Source organism: Kitasatospora sp. NPDC057738, from assembly GCF_042798815.1.
Lineage (GTDB): Bacteria > Actinomycetota > Actinomycetes > Streptomycetales > Streptomycetaceae > Kitasatospora > Kitasatospora lactacystinica.
Genome location: NZ_JBHVJT010000074.1, coordinates 1 through 19750, shown reverse-complemented (window position 1 = coordinate 19750; position 19750 = coordinate 1). Strand labels below are relative to the sequence as shown.

Here is a 19750-nt window from a genome sequence, read left to right as displayed (position 1 = left end):
GCCGAGGGTCGGGGAGTGGTGGGGGGGCGGCGCGAAAGACAACCTGCCCCCCGCAACAACCTGGGCCTCCTTCGATGGGGGGGGCTTGTTTCCCTGGGTTCTCCCCGCCCCCCCCCCCCGGGACACCGCCGCCACCCTGGTGCGCAGCCGGGCGGCCCTGCCGGTGGCGGTGGCGCCCGTCGCCTACCACCGGCTGTTCCACCCGGAGGGCGAGCTGGCCTCGGCCCGCGCCTGCGCGGCCGCGGGCGTGCCGTTCACCGTCGGCACGCTCAGCAGCATCGGCTTCGAGGAGCTGGCGGGGACCGGCGCCACGCTCTGGTTCCAGCTGTACTGGCTGCGCGACCGCGGCCGGCTGCTCGACCTGGTCAGGGCCGCCGAGGAGGCCGGCAGCGAGGCGCTGGTGGTCACCGCCGACGTCCCGTACATGGGCCGCCGGCTGCGCGACGCCAGGAACGCCTTCGCGCTGCCCGCCGACGTCCGCGCGGCGCTGCTGGAGGGCGGCGCGGCCGGGCGGGCGCACGAGTCCACCACCGCCGTCTCGGCGGTGGCCGCGCACACCGCCGAACTGCTCTCCCCCGGCGTCACCTGGGCCGACCTCGAATGGCTGCGCGGGGAGACCGAACTGCCGCTGGTGGTCAAGGGCGTGCTCGACCCGGCCGACGCCCGGCGGGCCGCCGGGATCGGCGCCGCGGCCGTGGTGGTCTCCAACCACGGCGGCCGCCAGCTCGACCGGGCCGTGCCCGCGGTGACGGTCCTGCCGGCCGTCGCCGAGGCGCTGGCCGGCGAGGACTGCCAGGTGCTGATGGACAGCGGGGTGCGCGGCGGCTCGGACGTGCTCACCGCGCTGGCCCTCGGCGCCTCCGGGGTCCTGCTCGGGCGCCCGCTGATCTGGGGCCTGGCGGCCGGCGGCGAGGCGGGCTGCACCGAGGTCCTCGACCTGCTCGCCGCCGAGCTGCGGCACGCGCTCGGCCTCGCGGGCTGCGCCGACCTGCGGGCCGCCGCCGAACTGCGCACCACCACCCTGCCCGGCACCACCTGGAGCACCCCGTGACCACCATCGCCGCACCGCACGACCTGCTGCTCGCGGGCCTGCACTCCTCCCTCGCCGACCCGGCGATGACCTCGATGAACCTGCTCAACGAGATCTCCATCCGCTACCCGGAGGCGGTCTCCTTCGCGGCCGGGCGCCCGGCCGAGCAGTTCTTCGAGCTGGACGCCGTCCACCGCCACCTGGACCGCTACCTCGACCACCTGCGCACCGAGCGCGGGCTGAGCGAGGAGGCGGCCCGCCGCCAGGTGCTCCAGTACGGGCGGACCAAGGGGATCATCCACGACCTGATCGCCACCCACCTCGCGACGGACGAGGGCATCGAGGTGCCCGCCGAGTCGATCGTGGTGACGGTGGGCTGCCAGGAGGCGATGTTCCTGGTGCTGCGGGCGCTGCGCCGCGGCCCCGAGGACGTGGTGCTGGCCGTCTCCCCCACCTACGTGGGCCTGACCGGCGCGGCGCTGCTCGCCGACCTGCCGGTGCGGGCGGTGGCCGACGGCCCGGACGGCGTGGACCTCGCCGACCTGCGCCGCCGGCTGGCCGCCGCCCGCGCCGAGGGCCTGCGTCCGCGGGCGCTGTACCTGGTGCCGGACGTGGCCAACCCGAGCGGGGCCAGCCTGCCGCTGGAGCTGCGCCGGGAGCTGCTGGCGCTGGCCGCCGAGGAGGACTTCCTGCTGCTGGAGGACAACCCGTACTGCGTCTTCGCCGGTGACGAGCGGCTGCCCTCGCTCAAGGCGCTGGACACCGAGCGGCGGGTGGTCCACCTCGGTTCCTTCGCCAAGACGGCCCTGCCCGGCGCCCGGGTCGGCTACGTGGTGGCGGACCAGCTGGTGGCGGACGGGCGGGGAGGCACCGAGCTGTTCGCCGACCTGCTCGGCATGATCAAGAGCATGACCACGGTGAACACCTCGCCGATCGCCCAGGCCGTGATCGGCGGCGCGCTGCTGGAGCACGGCCACAGCCTGCGGGCCGCCAACACCGAGGTGGCCGCGCTCTACCGGCGCAACCTCTCGCTGGTGCTGGAGGGCCTGGCCGAGCGTTTCCCGCCCGGCAGCGGGGTGACCTGGAACGAGCCGCGCGGCGGGTTCTTCCTGGTGCTCACGGTGCCGTGCGTGGTGGACGACGCGCTGCTGGAACGCTCGGCCTCGGAGTACGGGGTGATCTGGACCCCGATGTCGCACTTCTATCCGGGCGCGGGCGGGGAGCACCAGCTGCGGCTCTCCGTCAGCCAGGTCGACCCGGCCACGCTCGACCGGGGGCTGGACGGGCTGGCCGCGCTGCTCGCCGCGCAGTCCTGACCCACCCGGAGGGGCGCCCCGCCCGGGGCGCCCCTCCGGCGCGTCCGGCCCCGACGGCTCGTGCCACGACCGGCCCGACACCTGATCCGTCGTCAATTTCCGGACGAATGAGCCCCACTGAAGCCATCCCAATGGCCCAGCCCCGCTGCACGACCTCGGAGTTTCGGCTGTCGACCGGCCAGTTCCGGCCGGAACCCGACGGGTTGACCACATCGTTATTGAAAGACCTCTCGACGTCTGGGTATGGTCACGAACTGTCGTGATCAAGTCAGCCATGAGGGGACGATCATGGACGAACCGAGGCAGCGCCCCGACACCGTGCAACCCGCGCAGGGCGGCGGCCGGGGGTGGTCGCTCGCCCCGGTCGCGATGCTGCGCCACGCGGGCTACCCGCTCTCGCTACTGGACCGCGTCGTCGACCGTCCGACCGCCCGGGCCGCCGACACCGTCCTCGCCCTGCGGGACGAAGCCGTAGAACTGGGGCGGGAGTTGAAGGCCGCCCTGCGCGCGGAGCAGGCCGGCACCCGGGGCGACCTCGCCTCCGGCGTCGGCATGCTCCGCCCCTTCCCGCCCGCCGACCTCGCCCGGCTCGAAGCCGAACTCGGCCCCGCCGCCCTGGACTCGGCCAAGCGCTACCAGGACGCGGTGCAGGCCCTGGACGGCCACTGGAAGGCCTTCGAACAGGAGCACGGCACCGCCCTCGCCCGGGCCCGCCGGACCGTCGTGGACCTGTTCCGCGAGCCCTCCCTCCAACAGGTCCTGCTGCTGTCCAACGACGCCCGCTTCGAGGAGTTCACCGCCTGGATCGCCGCCGGCGGCACCGGGTCGGACGGACACGTCAAGCGGATGACCGACCTGCTCGCCATGTACCTCCAGCGGGTCACCACCAAGAACGAGACCCACTCGCACTTCGGCCCCCTCGCCGTCGCCCGGGCGGCCCCCGAGGGCACCGCCGCCACCGGCATCACCTGGTCCACCGGCCCGCTGCGCCGGATCGCCCTGCTCAGCCACTGGGCGGGCGAGGCGATGGCCGAGGTCTTCAGCGCCCGGCCGGAGGCCTTCGAGACGGTGCGCCCCCGCCGGCGCCCGCTCGCCTTCGCCGACGGCCCCCTGGTCCGGCTGTACGCGTTCGAGTCCACCACCGGCATGCCGGACGGCTGGCGCTTCGTCGCGGTGAAGTCCGACACCTTCGACACCCACCGCTCCTGGCTCTGGGAGCACTGCGACGGGGAGCGCACGGTGGCGCGGCTGCGCGCCGCCTGGGCCGAACGCCCGGACCGCCCGGCCGACCTCGACTTCGACCACGTGCTCGCCGAACTCGTCGACCAGGACTGGCTGATCGGACGCTGGGAGATCCCGATCGGGTCCACCGACGTGCTGCGCTCGCTCGCCGGGCACCTCGCCGAGGACTCCCCCGACCTCGCCGTGGTGCGCCGCTTCGAGGACGGGCTGCGCCGCTTCGCCGAGGGCCCGACGGCGCGGCGCGCGGCCCTGCTCGGCGAGCTCAAGGAGGCCTTCGAGGAGGTCACCGGGTCGGCGGCCAACCGCTCCGAGGGCCGGCACTACGCCGACCGGAGCATCCTCTACGAGGAGGCGTACAGCCCGGTCGAGGACGTCGTCCTCGGCCCGGACGTCACCGGGCTGATCGGCCGCGAGCTGTCCGCGGTCTACGACCTGACCCTGCTCGTCCCCCGGCTGCGGATCCGCCGCGAACTGGAGGTCCTGCGGCACTGGACGGCACGGCGCTTCGGCCTCGGCACGCCCGTACCGCTGCCGGACTTCTACGCCGCCTTCTTCGCCGACAAGCCGCGCCTCGCCGCGCGGTGCGAGGAGGTGGACCGGGAGATCGAGGCGCTCGACCGCGAGGTCGTCGCCCTGCTGCTGGACGGCGCCGAGGACGGCCGGCCCGAGAGCGTCGTCGACCGGGCCCGGCTGGAGGAGCTCCTCGCCCGCCACCCGGACACCCCGCCCGCGCTGTGCAACCCGGACGTGATGCTCGCCGCACCGGACGCCGCCGCGATCGCGCGCGGCGACTTCCTCGCCGTCGTCGGCGACTGCCACGCCGTGCGCGAGGCGCTCACCCACTCCAGCTTCGCCCCGATGCTCCAGGCCGAGGCGCCGGAGCTGCTGGACGAGATCCACACCCGGTACCGGGAACTGCTCGACGAGGACGAGGTGCTGGTCGACCTCTCCCGCTCGCACCCCGACAAGACCGGCGCCCAACTCACCTACCCCTGCCCGGACCTGGAGGTGTACGGGCTCTCCCCGAAGGCCCGCGGCGACGTCCTGCGGCCCGACCGGCTGTACCTGGTGGCCACCGCCGACCGGATGGAGCTGCGCGCCCACGGCCTCGCGGGCCGGCTGAAGCTGCTCGCCCCGCTGGCCGGCGGCCCCAGCATCCGCCAGGACCCGCTCTCCCCGTTCGCCTTCCCCCGGCACTTCGGCGGGGTCGGCATCCGCGACCGGGACCGCGACCACGTGCCCCGCATCCGCTGCGGCCGGATCGTGCTGCACCGGGAGCGCTGGCGCATCCCCGCCGAGGCGCTGCGCGGCTGGAGCCCCGGCGTCCACCGGTCCAAGGGCGACGCCCCCGAGTTCGCCGCCGCCCGCAGGCTCTGCCGCGACCTCGGCCTGCCGCGCCACGGCTTCCTGAAGATCCCCGGCGAGCCGAAACCGGTCTACGTCGACTGGGAGTCCCCCCTCATCGTCCGGCAGGTCCTCCGGCTCGCCCGGAGGACGGCCGCCCCCCTGGAGTTCAGCGAAATGCTCCCCGCCCCGGAGCACCTCTGGCTCGACATCGACGGAGAACGTCACACCAGCGAGCTGCGTTGTGCGGTCTTCTCGCGCCGGTCCCACTGAGTGCTCCACGTCGAGGACCCACGCCCTCACCGACCGAAGGCACCGCTCATGACCAAGAGCTGCATCGTCCAGTTGCCCTTCCCCTCCAGCCACGACCCCGACCCGAACCTGTCGCGCTACTACGACGACTACGACCGGCGCTTCCGGGCCCTGCTGCCCGAGTACTTCATCCCGACCGACGGCCTGTGGGAGATGCCGCTGTGGGTCGCCCACCTGACCGCCCTGCTGAACACCGCGGGGCTCGACTCCGTCTTCCGCGACCTGTCCAGGACCCCGGCCGAGCCGGAGGACTGCGCCGAACCGCTGCTGGACGCGACCGCCCCCGGTGACCTGGTCCTGATGTCCCCGCTCGCCCAGAACCTCCGCCTCGCCCTGGAGGTGGCCAAGCGGCTGGAGCACGCCGGCCGGCGCGTCGTCCTCGGCGGGAACATGGCCCCGCTCGCCCCGGACGGCGCCGTGCACGCCGTGCACCGCGGCCAGCTCGACGCCGGCTTCGTGCGCCGCCTCGTCGAACTCGCCTCCGGCTCCGGCGGCAGCCTGGAGAAGCCCCTGCTGCCCGGCCTGGTCTCCGACCGGATCACCTGGGCCCCGGACTACCGCCACCTCGGCGGCTACCACGGCCGGGTGCCGCTGCTGCGGCTCAACGCCAGCCACGGCTGCCTGTACCAGTGCTCGTTCTGCGGCGACGCCTGGAGCAAGCAGCTCACCCTGGTCGCCAAGGACGCGCTCGCCCAGGAAGTGGACGAGCTGACCACCCGGTTCCCCGACACCCGGCTCTTCTACATCGGCGACAAGACCTTCGGCCAGTCCCGCGAGGCCGTCGGCAACCTGCTGGACGTCTTCCGCGACCGCCCCGGCTACCGCTTCATCGTGCAGACCCACGTGATGCAGGTGAAGGAGTGGATCGTCGAGGCCATGCTCGAACTCGGGGTCGTCGCCGTGGAGCTCGGCTTCGAGTCGGCCGACTCGCAGATGCTGAAGCGGCTCAACAAGCTCTCCCGCGGCCTGGACGACTACACTTCGAAGATCCGTCAACTCAGCGACGCCGGGCTGAAGATCGTCCTCAACATGATGGGCGGCCTCGACGAGGAGACGGAGGCCGCGCACGGCCAGACCGTCGCCTGGATGCGGGAGAACGAATCGGCGCTGTGGCTCTTCAACCTGTACAACTTCGTGCCGTACCCGCTCACCCCGGACTTCCCCAGGCTGCGCGAGCGCATCTTCAACTGGGACTTCGCCGACTGGCGGGAGGACGCCCCGGTCGTCTACCAGCCCCGGCACCTGTCACCCGAGGCCAGCTGGGACCTGTTCCAGGAGAAGATCGCCGCCGCGCACGACGTCATCCGGGCCCCGCTGCCCGTCGCCGCGCCCACCCCGCCCGCCGCGCCCACCGCACCCACGGCGCCCGGCGTGCCCGCCGCGTCCGCCGTGCAGGAGGACTGACATGACCGAGCTCCCCGACTTCGAAGCGCTCCGGAACAGCGTCAAGCCCGAGGACTTCGAGCAGGACCCGCTGCCGGGCTGGGCCGGCGTCGGCACCCTGTTCGGCGCCCCCACCACCACCGCCGACCAGGTGGACGTGGGCGAGACGGGCTGGGTGGTGTCCGGCGTGCCCTACGACGCCACCGCCAGCTCCCGCCCGGGCGCCGCGGAGGGACCGCGGGCGATCCGCCAGGCCAGCCTGGTGTTCTCCAGCTACCTCACCAGCCTCGGCCAGTGGCGGATGCTGGACACCCGCACCGGGCAGACCTTCCGCTACCACGCGCCCAGCGTCGCGGACGCCGGAGACCTGCACATCTACCCGACCGACACGGTGAAGACCTTCCAGGCCGTCGCCGCCGAGAGCCGCCGCCTGAGCTGCAACGCCCCGCGCCTGATCTTCCTCAACGGCGACCACTCCTGCACCTTCCCCACCTTCGCCGGCTTCCGCGCCGGACGGCTCGACCGCGGCGCCGGCCGGGTGGGGTTCATCAACATCGACCACCACTTCGACTTCGGCAACTGGAGCACCCTGCACGGTCCGCTGTACCACGGCTCCAACTCCCGCCGGATCAGCGAGATCCCGGGGATGCGCCCGGAGGACATCGCCTTCGTCGGCGTCGGGGACGTCACCAAGTACGACCAGTTCCGCGGCCTGCTCGACAGCGGCTTCCACGTCGTACCCGGCTCCTCCATCACCCGGGACGGCGCCGCCGCCGCCCTGCGCCCGGTGATCGAGGAGCTCGGCTCGCGCTGCGACACCGTCTACGTCTCCCTCGACATCGACGTGCTCGACAGCGCCGCGGCGACCGGCACCGGACACGTCACCATGGGCGGCATCGGCATCGGCGACCTCCTCGACGTCTACGAGGAGCTGCGGGCGCTGCCCGTCGGCGCCGTCGACATCGCCGAGATCGCGCCCCGCTACGACCCGTCCGGCGGCACCGCGCAGATCGCCGCCCGACTGCTCTTCGAGTTCCTGTTCCGCACCGACGTGGCCCCGGCCGAACTCGCGCCCTGGGCCCCCGGCACCCCCTCCGCACCCCAGGAGCACCGGTGAGATTCACCCCCCACGAAGCGCGGTTCGACTGCACCCCGCTGCTCTCCGACGCCCCCGCCGAGCGCGAGCGGGCACTGGACGCCCTCGCCGCCGAGGCCGTCGACGTCATCCACCGGACCGGCTGGGCGGTCTTCCGGATCGGCCGGCTGCGGCTCGGGGTCGAGGACAGCCGCCGGCTGTCCACCTCCATCGTCGAACGCGTCCGCACCACGCTGATCGCCCGCGGCGCCCCCGCCCGGATGCGGCTGGAGGTCGACCGGGCGCAGCAGACCTACGTGCCCGAGGGCTGCGCCACCCGGACCCTGCTGCCCCACCACGACGGCCAGCACTGCTCGTACCTGACGCCCAGCCTCCAGGACGTCCCCGACTGGGACCCGGCCCGGCGCACCTACGGCGACTCCGGGTACACCACCACCCCCGCGCACAAGATGTACCAGGGCATCTTCCTGCCCGAGGTCGGCGAGGGGCTGAGCGTCACCACGTACTACGACTGGCTCGGCGTGATCGACGACGTGCTGGAGCGGCGCGGCATCGACCGGGGGCCGGACGCCGCGGCCACCGCGGCGCGCTGGCTCGGCGACAACCTGGCCCGCGGCCTGGAGCGCCAGCCGGAGCACGGCTGCGCCTACCCCTCGGTGGGCGCCATGCTCGGACTGGAGGAGCCGCTCTGGCACGGCCTGTCCTTCCACCACGGCGAGGCCGTGCTGACCAAGGAGGAGCGCCGGCGCTTCCCCGCCGCCGTGCCGCTGGCCCACGGCTGTCCGTGCGGCGAGTGCCGGGGCGAGGCGGCCCGGCTCTTCTGCCACCAGGTGCTCATGGCCACCGGCCTGACCTGGGCGCGGTTCCGCCGCCGCTGGGAGGTGCTCGCCCCGGGCGAGCACTGCGACCTGCTGCTCGGCCACAACCTGACCATGCTGCACGGCGGCCTGGCCGGCGGCGCGGGGCGGATCATCGAGCCGCTCTGCCTGGTCGTGGACGACCCGTCCGGCCCCGAGTACGAGCGCTGGCTGGCCGCCTCCTGGCGGCGCACCCTGCCCGGAGCCCGCTGATGCGGGGGGCCTGCTGATGCGGATCCAGCCGATGCGGGGGACCTGCTGATGCGGGGCGCGCCCGCCACCCTGGCCACCCCGGTCGACCTGCACCTGCACACCCGGCACTCGGACGGCGACGAGGCGCCGGCCGAACTGGCCCGGCGGTGCGTCGAGGCCGGCCTGCGGGTGGCAGCCGTGACGGACCACAACACCCTCGCGGGCGTCGCCGCCTTCGACCGGGCCGCCGGCGGGCGCCTCACCGTGGTACCGGCCTGCGAGATCACCACCAGCTGGCGCGGCGAGGAGACCCACTGCCTGGCCTACTTCGTCGACCCCGGCGACGAACCGTTCCGGCAGCGGATCGGGCGCGTCCACGACGCCGAACTGGCCTGGTGGCGCACCTGGACCGACCGGGTGCAGGCCCTCGGGGTGCCGCTCGCCAGGGCCGACGTCGAACGGCGCCTCGGCGGCGACCGGGTCGCCTACGTCAACGACTACCTTGCCCTGCTGCTGGAGGCCGCCGAGGACGACCCCCGGTTCGCGCCGTACCGCGAGGGCGACGACCGCTTCGCCCGCCTCGTCGCCGACTGGTGCCGGCCCGGCCGGCCGCTGCACGTCGAACACCCGGTCAACCCCGACCTGGTGGAGGTGCTGTCCTGGATCGAACAGGCGGGCGGGGTCGCCGTCCTCGCCCACCCCGGCCCGCTCACCGCCGACCTGGACGCCCCGCAGTGCGCGGCGCTGCTGGAGCCGCTGCGCGCGGCCGGCCTGGCCGGGCTGGAGGTGTGGACCAGCTGGCACACCCCGGCCGACAGCGCCCGGCTCGCCGCGGCGGCCGGGCGGCTCGGCCTGGTCGCCACCGCCGGGTCCGACTACCACGGGGTACGGGTCAAGCCCTGGGCGACCGGCCCCGGCCTGCTGCCCGCGCTCCCCACCGACCCGCTCGCCGTCCTGGACGCCCTGCACGACCGGCGTCCGCCCGTCCACTCGATTCCCAGGTGAGGCTGTGACCACCGTCAACGACCCCCGGACCACCACCGCCGAGCCCGGTGCGCGCGTCGCCTGGCAGCTCGCGCCGGTCGTCGTGCTCCGCCAGGCCGGCTTCCCGATGGAGCTGCTCGCCCCCCTGGCGGACCCGGCCGCCGCCGAGGAGGCCCGCGAACTCGTCGCCCACGGGCAGCGGTTGAAGGCGCTGGCCGAGGAGTTCAAGGCCGCCCTGCGCCGGCACCCGGTGCCCGGCGCCGCCCGGCTCTCCTCCCCGGCCGGCTTCCTGCTGCCCGTCCCCGAGCCCGCGCTCGCCGCCGCGGCCGCCGCCGTACCCGCCGAGGCGGCCGCCACCCTGCGCGGCTACCAGGACGCCGCCCGGCACTTCGCCGAGGAGCAGACCCGCTTCGCCGCCCGGCACCAGGACCGCCTCGACCGGGCCGGGGCCGCCGTGGTCGAGGCCTTCGGCGACGAACGCCTGCGGCAGGTCCTGCTGCTCTCCAACGACTCCGCCTACCCCACCTTCGCCGCCTGGCTCGACGGCCACGACGGCACGACCGGCCGGCGCACCCGCAAGATGACCGACCTGCTCACCATGTACCTCCAACGGGTCACCACCAAGAACGAGACCCACTCGCACTTCGGCCCCTTCACCCCCGGCCGCCTCGGCACCGCCCCCGGCATCACCTGGACCGGCGAGCGGGAGCTGGAACGGCGCGCGCTGTTCAGCCACTGGGCCGCCGAGAAGCTCGCCCAGAGCGCCGCCGCCGTCCCCGGCCTGCTCGACCACGCCCGGCCCCGGCGCCGCCCGCTGTCCTTCCTGCGCGACGGCCGGATCGACCTGTACGCCTTCACCACCCGCGACGGCCTGGACACCGACTGGGACTTCCAGCACCTCGGCGGGCGGCCGGTGGAACCGTACGAGGCCTGGCTGTGGCAGCACTGCGACGGCGAACGCACCCTGCACGAACTGCGGCAGGCCTGGCAGGACGAGCTGCCCGGCCCGGTCCCCTTCGACACGGCCCTCGCCGAACTCGCCGACCGCGAATGGGTGGTCGTCGAGTTCGAGATCCCGATCGGCGACCACCGGCCGCTGGCCGCCCTGCGCGAGCAGCTGCTCGCCGCCCCCGCCGAACCGGCCGCCCCGCTGCTCGCCGCGATCGACGGCTTCGAGGCGGACCTGACCCGCTTCGCCCGGCTGCCGCTGCCCGACCGCGCGGCCGCGCTCGCCGCCGGCAAGGCCCGGTTCGAGCAGCTGACCGGCGGCCCCGCCAACCGCAACAGCGGCCTGCACTACGCCGACCGCAGCATCCTGTTCGAGGAGGCCCGCGGCCGGCCCGCCGACCTGACCGTCGGCCCGGACCTCGCCCGCTTCATCACCGACGAACTGTCCATCGTGTACGAGACCGTGCTGGCCGGCCCGCGCCTGCGGATGCGGCGCGAACTGGTCATCCTCACCCGGTGGGTGGCCGAGCGCTTCGGCCCCGGGGTGGAGATCCCGCTGGACGTGCTCTACGCCGAGTTCTTCCGCGACCGGGACGCCATCGCCCGCGAGTGCCTCGCCGTCGAGGCCGAACTCGCCGAACTGGACCGGGCGATCGGCGCCGCCCTGCTCGGCGGGGCCGCGACCGACCCGGACCGCTCCGAGGTCGTGGTGGACCGGGACCGGATGGCGGCCGTCCTCGCCGGCCGGCCCAGCAGCCCGCCGGCCGTCTGCGACCCGGACGTCCTGTTCGCCGCCGCCAGCCGGGAGGACCTGGCCGAGGGCCGGTTCACCGCCGTCATCGGCGACTGCCACGCGGTGCGGGAGGTCATCACCCACACCAGCTTCGGCCCGCTGATCCAGGAGCACACCCCCGAACTGCTCTCCGAGGTGTACCGCGGCTACCAGTCCCTGCTCGCGGACGACGAGGTCCTCGCCAACCTGTCCCGCGGCCACCCCGACAAGTCCTCCACCCAACTCGTCTACCCCTGCCACGACCTGGAGGTCTACGGCCGCTCCGCACAGACCCGCGACCGGGTCCTGCAGCCCTCCCAGCTGTACCTGGTGCTGCGCGGCGACCGGCTGGAACTGCGCGCCCGCGGCGTCGAGGGCCGGCTGCGGCTGATGGCGCCCCCGGCCGGCGGCCCGAGCATCCGGCAGGACCCGCTCTCCCCGTTCGCCTTCCCCCGCCACTTCGGCGGCGCCGGACTGAACGCCCCCCACCTCGCGCACATCCCGCGCATCCGCTGCGGCCGCGTCGTACTGCAGCGCGAGACCTGGCGCATCCCCGCCGAGCGGCTGCGCGACACCACCGCCCTCGGCCGGCCGACCGGCCGGGACGACGCCGCCCGGTTCGTCGCCGCCTGCCGGCTGCGCGCCGAACTCCGGCTGCCCCGACACGTCTTCGTCAAGGTCCCCGGCGAACCGAAGCCGGTCTACGTCGACTGGGATTCCCCCCTGCTGGTACGGCAGTTGGGCCGGCTGGCCGCCAGGGCCGAAGGCACCCTGGAGATCTCCGAGATGCTGCCCGCCCCCGACCAGCGCTGGCTGGAGGTGGACGGCCACCGGTACACCAGCGAACTGCGCTGCGCCGTCTTCTCTGCGGGGGACGGCACCGGCGCCTGGGACAGCGCGCCCACCGGGCCGGAATCCCTCCCGGAGCCGCGCGGGTGAGCACCGACACCGCCGTCCGTCCCGCCTCCGGCTACCACCGGGTCATCGGCGCCGCGGCCTCCTCCGCGATCGGCGACGGCATGCGCTTCGCCGCGCTGCCGCTGCTGTCCACCGCGGTGCTGCACGACGCCTTCCAGGTGTCCGCCGTCACCGCCGCGACCACGCTGCCCTGGCTGCTGTTCGCCCTGCCCGCCGGGGCCTACGCCGACCGCTTCGAACGCCGCCTGCTGATGGTCCTCGCCGACCTGCTGCGCGCGGCGGTGCTGGTCCTCACCGTCGTGCTGCTCGCCGCCGACCGGCTGACCTTCTGGCCCCTGCTCACCGCCGCCTTCCTGCTGGGCGTCGGCGAAGTGCTGTTCGACTGCGCGTCCTTCGCCCTGCTGCCGAGCGTCGTCCCCGAGGAACGCCTGGAGTCGGCGAACGGCCGGCTCTTCGCCGTCCAGACGATCGGCCGCGACCTGCTCGGGCAGGTCGTCGGCGGCGTGCTGTTCACCGTGGGCCGGACCGTTCCGCTGCTGATCGACGCGGTCTCCTTCCTGGTCTCCGCGGTGCTGCTGCGCGGCATCCGCGGCCCCGCCCCGGACCCCGAACCCGAACCCGGATCGCTTGCGGAGAAGCCCCGCCCCCGCCTGCTGGCGGACATCCGCGAGGGCGTCGCCTTCGTCCTGCGCGATCCGCTGCTGCGCGCCCTGACCGTCTCCGCCGGTGTCATCAACGCCGTCTACCTGGGCCAGATCGCCGTCTTCGTCATCCTGGTGCACGACGTGCTGAACCTCCCGGACTCCGCGTACGGGGCGCTGCTCGCCGCCGGGGCCGTCGGCGGCGTGATCGGCAGCACGGTCGCGAGCCGGCTGACCACGGCGATCGGCCGGGTCCCCGCACTGGTCGGCGGCCTGGCCACGATGGGCGTCGCCGGCCTGGCGGTGGGCGCGACCGACCGGGTGTGGGTGGTGTCCGCCGCCTACTGCGCCACCGGCTTCGCCCTGATGGTCTGGAACGTCGTCGCCGTCTCGCTGCGCCAGACGATCATCCCGGACCGGATGCTCGGCCGGGCCACCGGCGTCTACCGGCTCTTCGCCTGGGGCACGATGCCCCTCGGCGCGCTGGTCTTCGGCCGGGTGAGCGCCTCCGCCGGACCGCGCGCCGCCTTCGCCCTCGGCGGCGTGGTCACCCTGCTGACCTGCCTGCCGATCGCCTACGCCCTGCTGAAGGACAGCAGGGTGACCGACCGTCGCAAGACTCCCGAGGATGCACAATGAGCGAGCGTTTCGCCGTACTGGACCGACTGGCCGAACAGTGGGGCCTGAGCGGCCTCGAACTCGTCGGCAAGGGACTGGAGTTCACCGTCTTCCGGGCCCGGGGCCGGGACGGCGCACCGGTCGCCGTACGGCTCGCGCACCGGCGGTTCGACTCCAACGCCAACGACCCGTACGTGGACACCCGCGCCCTGCTCGTCCAGGAGCACGCCATCGCCCGGCACCTCGCCGAGCACGGCCTGCCCGTCGCCCGGGCCCGGGACCTGGTCCTCGCCGACGACCCGAACTCCCCCGACGTGCTGCTCTCCGACTACGTCGACGACGACGGCTCCCCGCTCGACTCCCACGCCCTCGGACAACTCCTCGCCCGGCTCCACCAGGTGCCCCCGCCGCGGCTGCGTCCCGTCGCCGCCGAGGGCGGCAGCACGACCGACGTCCTCACCACCCGGATAGGCCGCCGCTGGGCCGAACTCGCCCGCCGCGTCGACGACCTGCCCGAGCCCCCGGCCGCCGACCTCCTGGCCCGCCACCTCTCCTCCCTCACCGGGACCAGCCTGCTCCACCTCGACGTCCGCAGCTCCAACATCCGCCGCAGCCGGGGCCGCACCACCGCCCTCCTCGACTGGTCGAACGCCCTGCTCGGCACCCCCGCCCTGGAGTTCGGCCGCCTCGCCGAGTACGCCCGCTACCCGGAGAACGACCTCGACCCGGCCGCCCTGCGCGCCGGCTACGCCACCGTCGCCCCCGTCCCCGACGAGGACGACCCCTGCCTCCTCGCCTGCCGCCTGGACGCCGCCCTGATGCTCGCCCTGGTCTTCCTCTCCGAAGCCCCCGACGCCACCCGCGGCCCCACCGCCGCCACCCACGCCCGCGACCTGGCGCTGCGCCTCACCGCCCTGTAGCGGCCGAACGGGGCCGCGAACACCCGGATCACCCGCTCGCACCCGCCTGTCGGGGTCTTCCACGACCACAGCCGCAGTAACGCCGAGAGGTCCTCGCCGACATGTGTCGGCGAGGACCTCTCGGCGTCGAGCGTCCGACGGGCGCGTGATGCGGGGAAGACGCTTCACCGCACCGTACGACCCGTCACATGCTCATACCTCCCACGGCATCGGAAACCGCGGAGCACCCTCCGGCCGGCCTTCACCCGGGCTCATGTTCCTGACTCCCGAGTAGTCGTAGCCGTCGAGGAAGGTCACGGAGTCGACGGGAACCCATGTCTCGACGGAGCCCGCCTCGATCGACTCGGTGAACGGCGCAACCGGAAGAACGTGGCGGTACCAGACCTTCATGACGACCTGAAGCCATTCGAACCCTCCGGGCCGCTGCTCCCGAGCGGTCAACTCGCCGAGCACCTGCCCTCCACCATCGGGTAGAGCCACCATCACGGGCCGAGTGTTCCGCTTCCCGCTGTCGAAGGAGATCTCCAGGTTCATGGCGTCACCCTAGTCGCTAGCAGGGAGCGTCGCCGTTGATGAACGTGGTGATCCTACGAACCGCCGGGTTTCCGCAGATGTACCTCAACTCGTGCGAGGTGTAACCGTTGCCGTAGTCCATCCCCTTGAGGATGCCCTCGACGTCCTGAACGCCCTTCATGTTGAAACTGATCTTTCCACCGCCGGAGACGACCCGATCGATCATCTTGCTGAGATTCTCAGGAGTTGCCACGCCCCGGGGAATCAGGTCACCGAAGGGCCCGTTCTTGTAGGTCACGGCTCCAAGGCCCTGCGCGAACCGGTCGAGCGTCCCGACTTCCTGTCCGCGGATGGATTCGAGGCCGAGGGCAAGGTGAGTCGCACATGCCGGGTCCGTGTTGTGGACCAGGACCGGCAGGTCGCCGGCCAGCACGTAGTACGTGTGGAGGTCGTCGACGGTGAGGTTGTAGGCGGGCTGGAGGGTGTTCCAGTGCCGGACGTTCTCGATCGGCCGGGCCTGTCCGGCCGGGTCGCGCAGTTCGTCGCCGGGCTTGAGGTCGGCGGCGTCGGTCCACTGCTTCCGGTTCTCGGCCCAGAAGGGGTGGTGGTCGGTGCTGGTGAGTGACCGGCCCGCGCCGAGGGAGATGTCGGTGAAGTCGCGGTCGTCCGGGGTGTAGATGGTGTTCGAGACCCGGCGGGGGCCGGTCGCTCCGGCCGCAGGGTCGGTGGCGAGGACCTCGTCGCCGACCTGGACGGTCTCGATGGCACGGGTGGAACCGTCGGCCATCAGGACGCGGGTGCCGGCCGGGAAGCTGTTCAGCGGGCAGGACGGCGGAATGCGCGTGACGAGCTTCTTGATGAACTCGACGGCCTTCTCGCCCCAGGAGCCGAACTTCTTGGCCCACTGGGCGAGCTTGGCGACGGCGGCACCGTCACCGATGAAGGGGATCGCGCCGATGCAGGACGTGACCGCCTCGGTGGTCCTGCCCTCGACCGCGTAGTAGGCGCAGTTGACGAGGTCCGCGATGTCGGCGAGGCCGGGGGCGATGACGCCGCCCGCGCCGCCGATGACGTCGAGGGTGAGGTGGATGCTCTCGGAGAAGAGGCGGTAGAGGTAGCTGACGTTCTCGCTGTCCTCCTTCGCCTTCTTGATCTCCTCCTCGATCCCCGCGATCGCGTCCTGCTTCTGCTTCTCGGCCTGGGCCTGCTTCTCGGCTTCCTTGCGCTCCGCCTCCAGCTTGGCCAGCCGGGCCTTCTCCTCGGCGTCGTACTTGGCCTGGTAGTCCGCCTGGGCGTCCTCGTAAGCGGCCTGGGCGGCAGTTGCGTCCTGACCTGCCGCCTCGGCCGAGGCACGGGCGGCGCTGGCGGAATCCTTGGCATCGGCAGCGGCGAAGTACGCCTGCCGTGCGGAGCGTTCGGCCTGGTTGGCCGAGTAGACCGCCTTGGCGGCGTCGCGGTTGGCGGAGGCCTTGGCGGCGTTGGCGGTCTTCGCGGATGCGGCCGCCCTGGCGGCGTCGGCCTGGGCGGCGTCGGCGGCGGCCTGGGCCTTGGCGACCTGGTCGGCGGCGGTGTTGGCCGAGGCCTGGGCCTGGGCCGCGTAGCCGCTCGCCTCGTTGGCGGCGTCGCGCGCGATGGCGGCGGCGGCCTGGGCCGTGGCCGCGTTCTGCTGGGCGGTCGCGGCGGCGGCGGTGGCCTGGGCGATCAGGCCCTTGACGTCGGCGACGTGGACGGCGGTGAGCCGGTCGCGCTGCTGGGCGGTGTACTGGCCCCGGGCCACGAAGGTGCGCAGGTCCTGGACGGGGCCTTCGAGGGCGACCTTGGCCGCGGCCTTGAGCTCGGGCTCGGTGTCCTGGGCGTCCTCCAGCCGGACGGCGGTCAGCCGGTCGTCGGCGGCCTGGGCGTCGGCCAGTCCCTTGCCGAGGAAGTCCCGCAGCGCGGCCGGGGTGTTGGTCCGCAGCGCGGCGTCGGCGGCGGCCTTGACGGCGGGGCCGGCGTTGTCGCTGATGCGGGTGATCGTCAGCCGGTTGTCAGGAGCGGCAGCCTCTGCCTGACCGCTGGTCAGGAACGTGCCGACCTGGGCGGCGTTGCCCTGGAGCGCGGTGTAGGCGGCGGTACGGACCGCGTCGCTCTCCGAGTCCGTGTAGACCTGAGTGGCACGGTCGCGCGCGTCGTGCTCCTCCGCCTGCTTGCGACCGGCCTTCAGGTAGGAGAAGACCGCGTTGTCGTTGCCGGTGAGGGCGGCCTCGGCCGCTGCTTCTCCCCAGGTGCCGGAGATCTTGCGGGAGACGAGGGCGAGCTTGCGGCCGTCGGTGGCGACCTGCGCGGGCGTGGCGCCGGGCTGGTTGGTCAGCTGGGCGAGGCGGTCGGCCTCGGCCTTCGCCTGCTGGACCTCCTGGGCCGCCTGGTTGGTCTGCGCCTGCTTGTCCGCCTCGTCCGCCTTGGCCTTGCGGGCCTTCTCCACAGCCGCCGCGGTGCGGTTGGCCAGGTCCTCCGCCTCGGTGCGACGGGTCAGGTCCTGGACGGCGTTGGCCTTGTCGACCGCGGTCTGGGCGTCCGTGGCGAAGCCGGAGGCGGCGTTCGCGTGGTCGGTGGCCTCCTGCGCGGCGTTGGCGCTCTGGCCGGCGTGGTCGGCGGCGTCCCGCGCGGCCTGGGCCGCGGCCGCGGCGTGGGAGGCGGCGGACGCCAGCAGCGTCTTGGCGGCCTCGGCCTGTGCGGCGGCCTCGCCGGCCAGCTGCTGGGAGGCGGCGGCGGCACGGCCGGCCTCGGCGGCCGCACGACGCGTCGCCGCCGCGGCCTGCTTGGCCTTCGCCGACTGCCCGCCCGCGCTGTCCGCGTAGGCACCGGCCTGCTCGGCCGAACCCGCCGCGGCATCCGCGTTGCCCTTGGCGCTCAGCGCGGCACCCGCCGCGTCCTTGCTGCTCTTGGCGGCCTCGTTCGCCTTCACCAGCGTGGCGTTCGCATCCGCGGCGATCTTCGCCGCGGCGTCGGCGGCGTCCGCCGCCACCCGTGCCTCGTGCGCCTTGGTCGCGTCACCGGCCGCCGCGGCAGCCGCCGCCCGCGCGTTCGCCGCGGCGCGCTGGGCCCCGGCCGCCGCGGCGGCCGCGTTGGACGCCGCGTAGGCGGCCGCGCGCGCACCCGCGTTGGCCGCGCGGGCGGCAGCCATCGCCGTCTTCGCCGCGGCACCCGCGCGGTCGGCCGCACTGGCGGCGTCGTTCGCGGCGGCGGTGGCCTTGGCCGCGTCGTTGCCGGCCTGCTGGGTCTCGGACGCGGCCCGCGCGGCGGCCTCCATGGCCTTCTGCGCCTCGTGGACCGCCGTGTCCTTGGCCTCGATGGCCGCGGCCGTCTCCTGGGCCGCCTGGGCGCTCGCGTCCTTCGCCTGCTGCGCCAACTGCGCGATGCTCGCGCGCTCCTGGTCACGGCTCTGCGCGATGTACCGGCCGACGGCGAGGAAGTCGCGCACGTCCTGGATCGTGCCGTTCAGCGCGAGACGCGCCGCGGCCTGGACGTTGGGGCCACCGGAGCTGAGGATCTGGACCAGCTTGACCCGGTCGTCGGCGTCCTTCGCCGGGAACTGGCCCTCGGTCAGGAAGCGCTGCAGGTCGTCACTGGTGTTGCTGCGCAGCGCGGCGTCGCCCGCGGCCTGGAGACTCCGTCCGGCGCCCATCGCGGGGTCGGTGATCCGGGTGATCCACAGCCGTCGGTCCGCGTCGAGCGCCGCCTGCCAGCCGCTCTCCAGGAAGGCGCGTCGGTCCGCGGCCGTCCCGTCGATGGCCTTGTCGGCGGCCTCGCGGACCTTCGGCCCGCCGACGCTGGAGATCTGCGTGGCGGTGAGCAGGTCGTCCGCGTTCTGCGCCGCGGCGAACTCGGTGTCCAGGAAGCGCTTCACGTCCTGGTCGGAGCCCGTGAGCGCGGCCTCGGCGAGTGCGTGGAGCCGGGGGCCGCTGTTGAGCCACGCCTGAACGGCGCGTTGGCGGTCGCTCGGCTGGACCTCTCCACCGACCGTCCCTGCGGCGGCGCTCGGCACGCCGGCCCCGACCAGTCCGGCCGTGAGGGCCAGTGGCAGCAGGCTCAGGGAGAGCCTGCCCAACAGCGGCGGCCCTCCCCTCCCTCGCCGTCGTGAGCGGGATATCGATTGGCGCACGGGAAACCTCCACTGTCGACATCGGCCGAATCCCGGCCGTGGCAGATCCCCACGATAAATGACGGTCCAACAGAACGCTCACGAAGTCAAAGAGTTGAAGAGAGGTCAAGGAGTCAAAGTGCCTCAGTGGGTTCATAATTCGGCAAAGGTGTCGCACCGTCAGCATGTGATCAAATGCATTCCAAATCGTGACAACTTGCCTGCCTGAGCTGCAAAAAGGGTCTTGGCGCGGGCTCAGTCGATCTGGTTCGATGGGGCGGTTTCCGCCGATGGTCACAGGGGTGGTCAAGTGGCCTCCAACCCTTGTTCCCGCCATTCATGACGCTTCATCGCATCATGTCGGTTCGCCTTCCATCCGGGGTCTTCGTCCCATTCCGGCGATCTGTCGACCAGGGCAACATCAAACGAACGAAGAGGAATACTCATGGCAAAGCGCATGTCCCGCTGGCTCGTTGGCGGCGCCGTCGCCGCGGCCGCCACGCTCGGCCTCACGGCGATCGCCTCCGCCGACGGCACCCCGGCG

At 73.6% G+C, this 19750-nt stretch carries 12 protein-coding genes; 10 read left to right on the top strand and 2 right to left on the bottom strand.

Translation table 11 applies throughout. The features are described 5' to 3' along the window. The first annotated feature begins 85 nt into the window (after nucleotides 1–85). From ACFVGO_RS31440 to ACFVGO_RS31395, 10 genes are all read left to right on the top strand, one after another. Nucleotides 86–1051, top strand: a complete 966-nt coding sequence (locus ACFVGO_RS31440; protein WP_380635408.1) for an alpha-hydroxy acid oxidase — start codon at nucleotides 86–88, stop codon at nucleotides 1049–1051. 65 nt (nucleotides 1052–1116) lie between these two features. Then, complete coding sequence (locus ACFVGO_RS31435) at nucleotides 1117–2346, top strand: PLP-dependent aminotransferase family protein (protein ID WP_359909586.1); 1230 nt, start codon at nucleotides 1117–1119, stop codon at nucleotides 2344–2346. 288 nt (nucleotides 2347–2634) lie between these two features. After that, nucleotides 2635–5205 (top strand): lantibiotic dehydratase, encoded by a 2571-nt coding sequence (locus ACFVGO_RS31430; protein WP_380635406.1) that lies wholly within the window; start codon nucleotides 2635–2637, stop codon nucleotides 5203–5205. Nucleotides 5206–5253: 48 nt separating this feature from the next. Then, nucleotides 5254–6648: a radical SAM protein gene (locus tag ACFVGO_RS31425; RefSeq protein ID WP_359909551.1), complete on the top strand. Its 1395-nt coding sequence runs from the start codon at nucleotides 5254–5256 to the stop codon at nucleotides 6646–6648. Nucleotide 6649: 1 nt separating this feature from the next. After that, nucleotides 6650–7744 carry an arginase family protein gene (locus tag ACFVGO_RS31420; protein WP_359909548.1) on the top strand — a complete coding sequence of 365 codons (1095 nt, stop codon included), beginning with the start codon at nucleotides 6650–6652 and terminating at the stop codon, nucleotides 7742–7744. Next, nucleotides 7741–8793: a hypothetical protein gene (locus ACFVGO_RS31415; RefSeq protein WP_359909545.1), complete on the top strand. Its 1053-nt coding sequence runs from the start codon at nucleotides 7741–7743 to the stop codon at nucleotides 8791–8793. The genes ACFVGO_RS31420 and ACFVGO_RS31415 overlap by 4 nt, the downstream gene beginning before the upstream one ends. A 48-nt stretch (nucleotides 8794–8841) precedes the next feature. After that, the gene (locus ACFVGO_RS31410) at nucleotides 8842–9777 is read left to right on the top strand and encodes a PHP domain-containing protein (RefSeq protein ID WP_380635402.1); all 936 of its coding nucleotides are present in this window, start codon (nucleotides 8842–8844) and stop codon (nucleotides 9775–9777) included. A gap of 4 nt (nucleotides 9778–9781) precedes the next feature. Further along, nucleotides 9782–12415 (top strand): lantibiotic dehydratase, encoded by a 2634-nt coding sequence (locus tag ACFVGO_RS31405; protein ID WP_380635400.1) that lies wholly within the window; start codon nucleotides 9782–9784, stop codon nucleotides 12413–12415. Further along, nucleotides 12412–13674 (top strand): MFS transporter, encoded by a 1263-nt coding sequence (locus ACFVGO_RS31400; protein WP_380635398.1) that lies wholly within the window; start codon nucleotides 12412–12414, stop codon nucleotides 13672–13674. Before ACFVGO_RS31405 ends, ACFVGO_RS31400 begins: the two co-directional genes overlap by 4 nt. Further along, complete coding sequence (locus ACFVGO_RS31395) at nucleotides 13671–14573, top strand: aminoglycoside phosphotransferase family protein (protein WP_359909533.1); 903 nt, start codon at nucleotides 13671–13673, stop codon at nucleotides 14571–14573. Before ACFVGO_RS31400 ends, ACFVGO_RS31395 begins: the two co-directional genes overlap by 4 nt. A gap of 192 nt (nucleotides 14574–14765) precedes the next feature. Here ACFVGO_RS31395 and ACFVGO_RS31390 read toward each other — a convergent pair whose 3' ends face one another. Both ACFVGO_RS31390 and ACFVGO_RS31385 read right to left on the bottom strand, forming a co-directional pair. Continuing rightward, the gene (locus ACFVGO_RS31390) at nucleotides 14766–15107 is read right to left on the bottom strand and encodes a hypothetical protein (protein ID WP_380359278.1); all 342 of its coding nucleotides are present in this window, start codon (nucleotides 15105–15107) and stop codon (nucleotides 14766–14768) included. Between the two features lie 16 nt (nucleotides 15108–15123). After that, a complete protein-coding gene (locus tag ACFVGO_RS31385; protein ID WP_380635396.1) occupies nucleotides 15124–19173 on the bottom strand; it encodes a polymorphic toxin-type HINT domain-containing protein in 4050 nt (1349 codons plus the stop codon). Between the last annotated feature and the right edge of the window lie 577 nt (nucleotides 19174–19750).

Excerpts from the sequence above, each read along its gene's own strand:
- ACFVGO_RS31390 (WP_380359278.1), bottom strand. The coding sequence starts at position 15,107 with ATGAACCTGGAGATCTCCTTCGACAGCGGGAAGCGGAACACTCGGCCC.
- ACFVGO_RS31410 (WP_380635402.1), top strand. The coding sequence starts at position 8,842 with ATGCGGGGCGCGCCCGCCACCCTGGCCACCCCGGTCGACCTGCACCTG.
- ACFVGO_RS31395 (WP_359909533.1), top strand. The coding sequence starts at position 13,671 with ATGAGCGAGCGTTTCGCCGTACTGGACCGACTGGCCGAACAGTGGGGC.
- ACFVGO_RS31435 (WP_359909586.1), top strand. The coding sequence starts at position 1,117 with ATGACCTCGATGAACCTGCTCAACGAGATCTCCATCCGCTACCCGGAG.
- ACFVGO_RS31420 (WP_359909548.1), top strand. The coding sequence starts at position 6,650 with ATGACCGAGCTCCCCGACTTCGAAGCGCTCCGGAACAGCGTCAAGCCC.
- ACFVGO_RS31430 (WP_380635406.1), top strand. The coding sequence starts at position 2,635 with ATGGACGAACCGAGGCAGCGCCCCGACACCGTGCAACCCGCGCAGGGC.
- ACFVGO_RS31425 (WP_359909551.1), top strand. The coding sequence starts at position 5,254 with ATGACCAAGAGCTGCATCGTCCAGTTGCCCTTCCCCTCCAGCCACGAC.